A 437-nucleotide genomic window follows, 5' to 3' on the forward strand; every position below is an offset into this window, starting at 1 on the left:
GAACGGGTGGTGGTCGAGGGTGGCGTTGTAGTCGCCCGCCAGAATCGTCGGCACGCCACCGCTCTGCGCGCTCGGGAGCGCCCCGAGTCGGCGCTTCCAGGGGCGCAGCAGCTTGGCGTTGAACGGCGGCGGCGGGTGGACGCTGCGCACGTGGATCCGTTGCCCGCCGGGCAGCGTCAGCACGCCGCCGCGCGAGCGAAAGTCGTAGCGGGTCGGCGGGATCTCCACGACCGGAAAGCGCGAATACAGCGACACGCCTTTGGCGCCCGGGGCAGGCCGCAGCGCCCCATAGGGCAGCAGCTCACGCAGCCCGCCAGCGGCGGCGTCGGTCGTGAAGTCGGGCGTGTCTTCCTGCACGGCCAGCACGTCGACGCGCTCGCGCCGAACGACGTCGAGCAGGGCGCGCACGTCGCCTCCACCAAAGGCCACCAGCAACG

At 72.5% G+C, this 437-nt stretch carries 1 protein-coding gene; it reads right to left on the reverse strand.

The window, feature by feature from the left end; translation table 11 throughout:
* A partial coding sequence (locus BJP32_RS16755; protein ID WP_198935313.1) for an endonuclease/exonuclease/phosphatase family protein occupies positions 1–408 on the reverse strand: 408 nt, incomplete at its 3' end.
* Between the last annotated feature and the right edge of the window lie 29 nt (positions 409–437).

This window comes from Brevundimonas sp. ZS04, from assembly GCF_001956865.1.
In the GTDB taxonomy this organism is placed as follows: Bacteria; Pseudomonadota; Alphaproteobacteria; order Caulobacterales; family Caulobacteraceae; genus Brevundimonas; species Brevundimonas diminuta.